This is a genomic window from Gilliamella sp. BG3 (assembly GCF_046635605.1).
Lineage (GTDB): Bacteria > Pseudomonadota > Gammaproteobacteria > Enterobacterales > Orbaceae > Gilliamella > Gilliamella bombi.
The window spans coordinates 50,709-61,058 of the sequence record NZ_JBIDFE010000011.1; the positions used below are offsets into that span (position 1 = coordinate 50,709).

The window sequence follows — 10,350 nt, forward strand, 5'->3', positions numbered from 1 at the left end:
TATTACAAAATCTGTTATATACTTGTAAAAATTTCGATAATATTACTTGAAGACAACAGAAAAAACTATGATCATTAATAATGTCATAATCAAAGACTTAAAAATTAAACCATATGTGTATACCTATCAAGCTATGCATGACTTTACCAAACAACGCAATGAGCATTCTCTTGATGAAATCTGGTTAGTCGAGCATGAACCGGTATTTACCCAAGGTAAAGTTGGTAAAGCAGAACATTTATTAAATCAGACAAATATCCCTGTTATTCAGACCGATCGCGGTGGTCAAATTACTTACCATGCTCCAGGTCAACAAATCATGTATATTTTATTTGATTTAAAAAGACTTAAGATAGGTATCCGAGATGTAGTTAGTTATTTAGAAAATAGTGTCATTCAAACATTGCTCCATTATGGTATTATAGCTAATGCAAAGTCTGATGCACCAGGAGTATATATTAACGAAAAGAAAATTTGTTCACTTGGTTTGCATATCAGTCGTGGCTGCACTTTACATGGACTTGCATTCAATGTTGATATGGATCTTTCCCCTTTTAATAACATTAACCCTTGTGGCTATGCTGGATTACAAATGACGCAACTAAAAGAATATGTCTCTCAAATTGACCGTAAAGAGATAAAACAACTATTAACTAATAATTTTATTAAGCAGTTACCTCAAAGATAAGATACCAATTATGCAAAATAATGAAACAATAATCAGAAGTTCGAAATATCGTGATGCCGAAAAGACACGCTTAATTCCAACTGTAACATTAGAAGATGTCGCACCGCTAAAAAAACCTGAATGGATGCGAATTAAATTATCTGCTCACTCTGATAATATAGCACATATTAAAAACACAATGCGCAAACATGGATTACATTCAGTCTGTGAAGAAGCATCTTGCCCTAATTTAGCTGAATGTTTTAATCATGGCACGGCTACTTTTATGATTTTGGGCGATATTTGTACCCGCCGTTGCCCATTTTGTGATGTAGCTCATGGTAGACCATTACCACCAGATAGTAAAGAACCCATTAAGCTAGCGCAAACCATTCAAGAAATGAAATTACGCTATGTTGTTATTACCTCGGTTGATAGGGATGATTTAAAAGATGGTGGAGCTAGCCATTTTGCCAATTGTACTCGAGAAATCAGAGAATTAAACCCAAATATAAAGGTTGAAACATTAACACCTGATTTTCGTGGTTGTATTGATGAAGCAATTGATGTCTTAAGTGATAATCCTCCCGATGTATTTAATCATAATTTAGAAAATATACCTCGCTTATATAAAAGGATTCGACCTGGTGCTAACTATGAAGGATCACTTAAATTACTGGCAGCATTTAAAGAACGACATCCTGAAATTCCTACAAAATCTGGCTTAATGGTAGGACTTGGCGAAACAAATCAAGAATTAATTCAAGTGTTAAAAGATTTACGCAGCCATGGTGTTACTATGTTGACGCTTGGTCAATATTTACAACCAAGTAAATATCATTTACCCGTTGAACGTTATGTTTCGCCACAAGAATTTGAAGAATTAAAGCAAACGGCATTAGACATGGGATTCACACATGCAGCTTGTGGACCATTTGTACGTTCATCTTATCATGCTGATTTACAAGCAATGGGCAAAGAGGTGAAGTAATCTTCACCCCCCTTTTTATAATTCTACTCAAAAGCTAAATCAATTATCCACAACCATAAAACGGCGATTTTCAGTAACGATTTGCAAAAAGATGGGTAAGCTAATTTTTTCTTCTTTTTGCAATTTACCATTAATATCATAAATTTTAGAACGACCAAAAGCATCTAAAACAACCGTTTTATCATCATAAAGTGCTGCTATAGTATTTTCATCACCAGCAACTAGCCATTGTCTAGGCTTTTGAGTAAATAGGTTTTTACCTTGACTGTATTGTTGAGGTGGCGTAGTAACATAAAATGCGTCTTGCATTAATGTAAGCATAATATCAGTTTGCGAAGTTGCTTCTGTTATTTGGGCACTTCCTTTATTTGGCCATGATATAATCAATGGTACTTTTAATGATTCTCTGTTAAAGTCGCTTCCTGCATTGCGTAACGCTACTTTTTTCACCTCGTCAATTTTAATATCATTCGAACCAGTAATAACAATAATCGTATCATCATAGGCATTAGATAATTTTAAATAGGCAATTAATGATTCAATGTATTGATCTAGCCTTTTAGCTTCTGATTGAAGATCTGATATTGTAATTTTTTTATTTTTATTACCCAATGAATATTGGATTATAGAAAACAAAGGTGCATGATTAGCAAGGCTATTTTGTTCTTCATGCCAAGTCCTCCAGTTTTCTGTTATTTGTTTATTAGATTGTTTTTTAGGTTGTGGTATTGAAAAATTAGATAACAAAGCTGAACGATATAAAGGCTCAGCAAAACCATCTTCCGAAAATAGACCTAAGTTGTAGTGCTGTTTTGTAACGACATCAAGCAATACAGACGGTTTATGTCCAACAAGGATACTATTATAGTAGTTAGGATCTAATCCATAAAACAATGAAAAGTCATTTAAATAGGACTGATTACTTGCACCATAATGATTAGCAAAGAAAATATTATCTTGAGAAAATTCATTTAACCACGGCATATGTTGAGTTAATAAATTAGTATTCCACCCTTCAATAACAATCATTAACACATTATTTTTTATTGGCTTTTGATTATAAACAATATTTCCCAACGGATATTCAATTGCCATCGCAAAAGGATTCCCTTCTTGAGCAACACGATCACGATAATCATTTTCTTTAATAAAGCCATAGCGCTCAAGAAAATGGCGAGCAGTTAAAGGATAAGAAAGAGGTAGGCTTGAACGCTGCATAGTAATTGGTCGATAAAAATTAGCATCAGCCCAAATATGAATCAAATGTGAGGCAACAAAACAAAGAATAAAAAGAATTACTACAGGCTTTGCATAGCGTTTACGTTTACTTAAGCTACGTAATTTTTTCCAGCTCCATACCGAAAATAAAATTTCAATCAACAAAATAAACGGAATAGCAATAAATACCGTACTTAAATAAGTGACTTTTTGCGATGAAAATAATTGCCAAATAGACAAATTAAGGTGCATTCTAAAATGCGAAAAAACTTCAATATCAATAATTAGTAATGAAAGACCTACTGTTGCAAAAACCGTTGCAATTATCCTTTGCCATCGAGATGAATGAATGAAAAAACTTAACGGAAAAAGCAGAATTAAATAAGCAATAAAGGTCAAATAGCTGAAATGTCCGATTGCACTAATAATTGCATAAAATCGCCCCATAAAAGTACGAGGCCAATCTGCAATGAATAAATATTGACTACCTAGTAAAATTACAACAAAAATATTAAACAACGTAAACCAATGCCCCCAACTAACAATTTGTGAGGCACGATAGTCTTTGAAGTAAGTATTTTTGATTTTGAGCATATTAAGTCGTTGCTAATGGTGGTTATTAAGATAAATAAACAATAAATTATGTTTTAGTTTACCTGATTTTAAAAAATCTTTCTGTAAATTTTTTATTTGCTACCATAAAGATTTTGGTAATCTGTTGGCGATACATCGGATACTTGTTATAATTTCAAAATGAAATAAGTTAACAAAAAGATAAAAACTTTGGCAATTAAACAACTCAACGCAAAACAGATCCAGCCTGATTTATCCTATATTTCTGAACTTAGAAACAAAACTAATAATTCAATATCATTAGCATCAGAAAAATCAGAACATTTACTCATGTGGCAACCACGTGTGGCCTCAGCCTTAGCACTGTTATGCCCACCCAAAAGAGTATGTTATAGCCCACGTTTTATGTTGCTTAAAGCACCTGAAAGCGAGCTTTTTTTTGATTTACTAAGACAAGCCATTAAATCTGATTTATATTCACCTTCATTAGGCTATAGTTATTTTTTTAGCGAAAGTAAAATTACGCTGGCCAATGCAAAGAGCAAACAAGATAATTTTGCAGCTCAAGACAATTGTTTATTTGCATCTTCTGTTGATAGTGAAAAACTATTTGGTTGTGTTAGACAACCTGAAAATAGCCCTATAAAATTACAAGCTGGACTTGTTCATCGTGCTAATGGCGGAATTTTAATTTTAGGCCTTCGCTCACTACTTAGCCAACCATTGTTATGGTCTAAACTAAAACAAATGGTAATAAAGCAAGAGTTTGAATGGGTTTCAGCTGACGAATCTCATCCTTTACCTTTGTCTATTCCTCCTATGCCACTTGATTTACGAATCATTTTAGTTGGGGATAGATTAAGTTTAGCAGAATTACAAGATTTTGAACCTGAATTTTATTCAACTTCTATTTATACTGAATTTGAAAATGAATTGCAGGTCAAATCGCCAGAACAAATCGAACAATGGATTAATTATTTAAATTTTATTGCGAACAAACAACAATTACCCAATATTGATACCTTAGCTTTAGCAAAAATTTACAAAGAGGCTACTCGCTATACTGGTGATCAACATTACCTCCCTCTTTCGGTAGATTGGATTAATTCGCTATTAGTTAATGCTACACACTTTATGCAAAATAATGTAATCGATGAATCAGCCATCACTTCTGCTATAAAGCAAAAATCATGGCATGAAAATTATTTGCAAGAAAGGCTACATGAGGAGATATTTAGTAATCAAATAATGATTAATACTAAAGAGCAAGTTGTTGGTCAAATAAATGGCTTATCAGTCATTGAATACCCTGGATATCCAAAAGCGATTGGTGAACCCACTCGTATAAGTTGTCTTATTCATTTTGGTGATGGAGAGATAATTGATATAGAACGCAAAACAGAATTAGCTGGTAATATTCACTCAAAAGGAATGATGATAATGCAGGCATTTATTATGTCTGAATTTGCTATCAATCATCAATTACCTTTTTCAACTTCTTTAGTGTTTGAACAATCTTACAGTGAAATTGATGGTGACAGCGCTTCACTTGCGGGGCTTTGTGCAATCATTAGCGCTTTATCACAACAACCTATTGATCAACAATTGGCTGTTACTGGTTCAGTAGATCAATTTGGTCATGTCCAATCAATTGGTGGAGTGAACGAAAAAATTGAAGGATTTTTTGCTGTTTGTAAACAACAAGGTTTAACTGGACAACAAGGCGTAATTATTCCAGCCACTAATCAACGCCATTTAAGTTTAAATGATGATGTTATTGAAGCAATCGATCAAGGAAAGTTTTCAATATGGTCTGTTGAACATGTTGCTGATGCGCTTTACCTACTAACAGGTATTCCTTATAAAGATAAAGATAGCATTAATCTTTACCAATTGATTCATGCACGTATGCAAGCAGTATTGTTGCAGGACAAAAAACAAGATAGTTGGTTAAGTAGATGGCAAAAATATTGCAAAAAGTAAAAATACCAAATAAACTTTGGTTCAAAATTTTATTAATTACGAAATAGAAAAAGAGAGTTAGTTAACTTTCAATTTTTCAAAACATGTTTTAATTTACATTAAATAAAAGGTTTTTTTATGACATTTGAACGTAAATCATCGTACGATAAAGCAGATCTGATTAAATCAGGCAATAATGAGTTATTTGGTCATGATGGACCACCATTACCATCTGATTTAATGTTAATGATGGATCGTATTATTGAAATGAATGAAAACGGTGGCAACTTTGGCAAAGGTTTTGTTGAAGCTGAACTTGATATTAATCCCGATTTATGGTTTTTTAAATGTCATTTTAAAAACGATCCAGTTATGCCTGGTTGCCTAGGACTTGATGCTATGTGGCAATTAGTTGGATTTTATTTAGGTTGGATTGGTGGTAAAGGGAAAGGCCGCGCTTTAGGTGTTGGTGAGGTAAAATTTACTGGCCAAGTACTACCAACCAATAAAAAAGTAACCTATAAAATCCATTTCAAACGTGTTATTAATCGCAAATTAATTATGGGTATCGGTGATGGTGAAGTTTTTGTTGATGGTAAGCTTATTTATCAAGCATCTGATTTAAAAGTAGGTCTATTCCAAGATACCAACGCTTTTTAATTTAAAGCTACTCATTCTGTCAGCCTTATTAAATACAAGTAAGGTTGACATCATCTCTTTTTTATTAAATCCATATTTAGTTATAGCATGAATAATCATGTATAATGCTACAAATTTTTATACTTTTTTATTTATAATGAATCGTTTAAAACCTTTATTAATTTGTATTATTTTATTTTTTTTATCAAACACACTAGTTTATGCTGATTTCAATGGTAAAGTTGTCAAAGTAATTGATGGCGATACAGTTGATATCTTAACTATCAAAAAACAAAAAATCCGTGTTCGTTTGCTTGATATCGATGCGCCTGAAAGTAAACAAGCCTATGGTAATGTATCACGGAAATATTTAGCTTCACTCATTGCTGGTAAAAATGTTTTTGTTAAAGAAAACAAAAAAGATATCTATAAAAGAACCTTAGGTACTATTTTTTTAAATAAAGTTAATATCAATGCCAAAATGGTCGAAAAAGGTTATGCTTGGGCATACCGTTATAAAGGAGTAGCTAATAACAAAATGATGGTAAAATTAGAGACTAGAGCAAAACAAAATAAAAAAGGACTATGGAAAGATAAACATCCAATAGCTCCTTGGGATTTTCGACATAATAACAAATAAGGCACCTTATAAAACACCTATTTTTTTAGGGGGAGTGAAGCTTCAACATGTCAATGTGAACCAATAACTAGTTTACAGTCCACTTCTTGATTATCGACTGGTGGTGCAGAAATTTATTGTTTATTATATTCTAAGCTTTGTTTGATTATGTCAGTTTGTTATTTAATTGCTAAATCATCAGGGCTAGTTTTGAGTAAAGTATCAATTTTATAAAAACTTTTTACAAACTTCAGATAAATCAGTCATAGTTACTGAAAAAATGCCTAAAGGCGCCATAAAAATACTAATTTTTATCCTTTATTACATTTCATTGATAATCTATAAAAAATAATTTGAATATTATAAAATAGCTAGGATGTAGCGAAGAATTTTAGGATGGAAATATATAAATCTTACCAGCAAATGCTGATAAGATAATAAAAGACTTAGATTACACTAACATCAGCAGCAGAAGGACCACGAGGGCTGTCTTGAATTGAAAATTCTACTTGTTGACCTTCACCTAATGTTTTGAATCCATCGCCAGAAATTGCAGAGAAATGTACAAATACATCTTTGCTACCATCAGCGGGGGAAATGAAACCAAAACCTTTACTTTCGTTGAACCATTTTACTTGACCAGTTTTCTTAGACATAATAATCTTCCTATAAATAAATTAACTTTAGCCCTTAAAGGACTATATTCAAAAACATAAAACCTAGATTACTTATTAACACTAAGAAGAATATACTAAAGAAAACTAATCTCTAAGCTATAGTAAACTACAAACTACATATATCGAAATGTTACAAAATAAATCCGCATGTCGTATGCTTAGGTCTATTTACTCATAATTAGTTTACTAATGCAAGCAATCTTTTTAAAAGATTACTTATTATATCAGTAAAAATAATTCATAACGCTAATTTAAAGATATAACGTTATGAATTTTATAACATTAATCTTTTGCCATCATTTGAGATTTTTTTATCGTTGCTTCCACTGCATCAATAACTGCTGACCTAAATCCTTTGGCTTCAAGTATTTGCACACCTTCAATGGTTGTACCCGCAGGTGAGCAGACCATATCTTTTAACTCCCCTGGATGTTTACCTGTATCTAATAGTAGTTTTGCCGATCCCAAAACTGCTTGGGCAGCAAACTTGTAAGCTTGTTTTCTTGATAATCCGCCTTTAACCGCACCATCAGCTAATGCTTCAATAAACATAAACACAAAAGCGGGGGAAGATCCACTTGCGCCAATAACTGCGTCAATTAAATCTTCAGGAACAACTTCCGTTTCACCAATACAATTTAACAATTGTTGAACAATAGACAATTCTTCATCAGTAATTTCGGTATTAGAGGTAATTGAACACATAGCGGCATTAACAAGGGCTGGTGTGTTAGGCATAACTCGTATAATTTTTTGCTCATAACCCACGCATTTGGCAATTGTTTTAATGGTAACACCTGCCGCAATTGAAATAACGATGGTATTTTTCTTTAATTCTTTTTGAATATCAACAAGTACATCAACAATCACATTAGGCTTAACCGCAACAAAAACTATATCGGCTTCTCGAGCAACATCTCTTGCTGAATCAAGATTATTTATTGAATAAGTTTGATTAAGAACTTGACCTTTTTCTGGATGATGATCATAAACATAAATTTGGGTTCCCGGCACAATATTACTGCCCAAAATACCTTGCAATATGGCATTCCCCATGTTACCTAAACCAATAAAACCAATTTTTTGTTCCATTTATTTACCACCTTTTTAATATCAATGCTTTTTCACAATTATAGAATATTTTTTGATACAAAACCCACTTTTTAACAATATAGTTTATTTTTAATTATTTTTATAAATATTTTAAATCTAAGGTTAATTTCTATTAAAGTGTGTGCTCAATATTTGTTATACATTTTACTTTTTAAATAAGAAAAGTAGTATTTACTGGCATATTGCTTAAAAACTAATTAGCAACCACATTAGTTCTTAGTCTACATCAATGTACATTTTATTGGCTATCTCGGCAAAAAATTTAGTTTTTTCTTGCCTAAATAACCATGATTAGACGTGTTTTAGATGGTAGCTGCAAACTAAGGTGTAACGCAGGCTACTCTATAATCTTGATCCGAATGATCTCTATCACCAACACCACCAGTATTGGCCTCTACAACATAGTTATATCTCCAACGATTTTGATCATCTGAAGTCCAATAAGCGGCTCTAGAATCTCCCCAAGCAGGATCGCCAACACGAAAATATTCCCAATCACTGTCTTTATAGTAAAGCTGTGTCATACGACCCCATTCACTAAGTAATCCCCCCATCCAATAACCATTCGCTTTATAACTAATTTTTCTCAGATAAAACGGTTCAACTATACCTATTTGCCAGTTGACTTTACTAGCCCTTCCATTAGTAAAATCAAGTACTTTTATTATCCGATACCCACCACCATTAAAATTATTACAAAATGCTACTGCATTTTGATACCCACCAGCACCACCACCTTTTTTAGCTACATACCAACGCTCAAGCTTAAAACTATATAATGGTTGATTACTTTCATCTCGCCAATAAAATGTCGAAGGTGTAAAAGCCCCGGGATTTTCTAAACTTGGGCCAGTTAAGGTAATTTTGACTAAACCAGTAGGAGAACTATTTTCCCTATGCAATTTGAGCGTTACGCCTCCTTTGGAAATTGTATCACCATTCGTATTAATAAATTCTTGTGCTTTCATTCCTGCAACACTCAAGTAAAAAAATAAATTATGAGAGCCTGTGGTTGGAAAGTTTGCCCCAGGATTCGCTGGATTATAAGCATAAAATCCCCTGTGCTTATTCCACTCACCATTACCTGCGTTAATAGATGAAATCGCTCCATCATAAGGGATTTTACCCGAGTGAAAATCAAACTCTAAATTTGGTTTTGCGTAACAAAACTTAGGTTTATCCACCTTCGGATAAATGAAATAGGTATGTCTTCCTCCCGTAAAATGCCCTCCTTGAGATGGTATGCCATATTCTGTTTCAATACTCATATCCCCAACTTCTAACGTCAATTTATAAGGTGCATCACACCCATTGAGTAAGCTATTGGCATGGTGCTTCACATAATCAGTAATATCTTGCCCTTCTATATTTTCCCATTTAATTTTTAATTTACTTGAATTGACACGATGAAGTGTATCGCCATCATCATCCTTCCAATAACCATTGTCATCAATAACTTTATCTGCCAATACCTCTGGATAATTCCCATGAGGTACTAATGTCTTAATATCTGCAAAAGTGGCCGAAAGTTTATCTAACACTAATGGATTTTCCATACTTGAGCTATCATTTGATACAGTAATAATTTTGTTTCCGGGCAATGTTACTGATAATAAGGGACTAACTGAATCGGCATGAGTCGCACCGCCATCAAAGGTTAAATAGGGGGAACTACCATGGATCTTTTTTACCGTCACAGCGGATAATGCTGACATAGCATTATTCGATATCACTAATCCAAATAATGCCCAAATTGCTTGGGAAATATAACGTTTAATCTTTGAATTGGGTGATATTATGCACAAACAGGCTTGATAATAAAGAAAAGGTATAAAAACTTCAAAAAACAGCCGGATATGTAAAGTTGTTTTTTTTAGTTGTTCAAATTGTG

The 10,350-nt window shown here is 32.9% G+C and carries 9 protein-coding genes; 5 read left to right on the forward strand and 4 right to left on the reverse strand.

The features are described from left to right. Window positions 1-67 precede the first annotated feature (67 nt). Together lipB and lipA are read left to right on the forward strand one after the other, a co-directional pair. Window positions 68-688, forward strand: coding sequence for a lipoyl(octanoyl) transferase LipB (gene lipB / locus ACGH6S_RS06610; protein ID WP_065589947.1), 621 nt, complete (start codon window positions 68-70; stop codon window positions 686-688). Window positions 689-698: 10 nt separating this feature from the next. Continuing rightward, window positions 699-1,658: a lipoyl synthase gene (gene lipA, locus ACGH6S_RS06615; protein ID WP_065589948.1), complete on the forward strand. Its 960-nt coding sequence runs from the start codon at window positions 699-701 to the stop codon at window positions 1,656-1,658. Window positions 1,659-1,697: 39 nt separating this feature from the next. Here the strand turns inward: lipA and ACGH6S_RS06620 are convergent, their stop codons facing one another. Continuing rightward, on the reverse strand, window positions 1,698-3,470 hold the full coding sequence (locus ACGH6S_RS06620; RefSeq protein WP_411578519.1) for a DUF3413 domain-containing protein: 1,773 nt from the start codon (window positions 3,468-3,470) through the stop codon (window positions 1,698-1,700). Window positions 3,471-3,659: 189 nt separating this feature from the next. Between ACGH6S_RS06620 and ACGH6S_RS06625 the strand changes: the two genes are divergently transcribed. The 3 genes from ACGH6S_RS06625 to ACGH6S_RS06635 all read left to right on the forward strand — a co-directional run bounded on the left by ACGH6S_RS06625 (window position 3,660) and on the right by ACGH6S_RS06635 (window position 6,690). Continuing rightward, the gene (locus ACGH6S_RS06625) at window positions 3,660-5,432 is read left to right on the forward strand and encodes an AAA family ATPase (RefSeq protein WP_411578518.1); all 1,773 of its coding nucleotides are present in this window, start codon (window positions 3,660-3,662) and stop codon (window positions 5,430-5,432) included. Window positions 5,433-5,549: 117 nt separating this feature from the next. Continuing rightward, complete coding sequence (fabA, locus tag ACGH6S_RS06630; protein WP_034909831.1) at window positions 5,550-6,071, forward strand: bifunctional 3-hydroxydecanoyl-ACP dehydratase/trans-2-decenoyl-ACP isomerase; 522 nt, start codon at window positions 5,550-5,552, stop codon at window positions 6,069-6,071. 97 nt (window positions 6,072-6,168) lie between these two features. Beyond that, window positions 6,169-6,690 carry a thermonuclease family protein gene (locus tag ACGH6S_RS06635; RefSeq protein WP_296300583.1) on the forward strand — a complete coding sequence of 174 codons (522 nt, stop codon included), beginning with the start codon at window positions 6,169-6,171 and terminating at the stop codon, window positions 6,688-6,690. A gap of 425 nt (window positions 6,691-7,115) precedes the next feature. Here ACGH6S_RS06635 and ACGH6S_RS06640 read toward each other — a convergent pair whose 3' ends face one another. From ACGH6S_RS06640 to ACGH6S_RS06650, 3 genes are all read right to left on the reverse strand, one after another. Beyond that, entirely contained in the window at window positions 7,116-7,325 is a 210-nt protein-coding gene (locus tag ACGH6S_RS06640; RefSeq protein WP_065589950.1) for a cold shock domain-containing protein, read from the reverse strand. 303 nt (window positions 7,326-7,628) lie between these two features. Continuing rightward, entirely contained in the window at window positions 7,629-8,438 is an 810-nt protein-coding gene (gene proC / locus ACGH6S_RS06645) for a pyrroline-5-carboxylate reductase (RefSeq protein ID WP_411578517.1), read from the reverse strand. 341 nt (window positions 8,439-8,779) lie between these two features. Beyond that, the coding region (locus tag ACGH6S_RS06650; RefSeq protein WP_411579491.1) for a hypothetical protein at window positions 8,780-10,350 on the reverse strand (1,571 nt) is incomplete at its 5' end.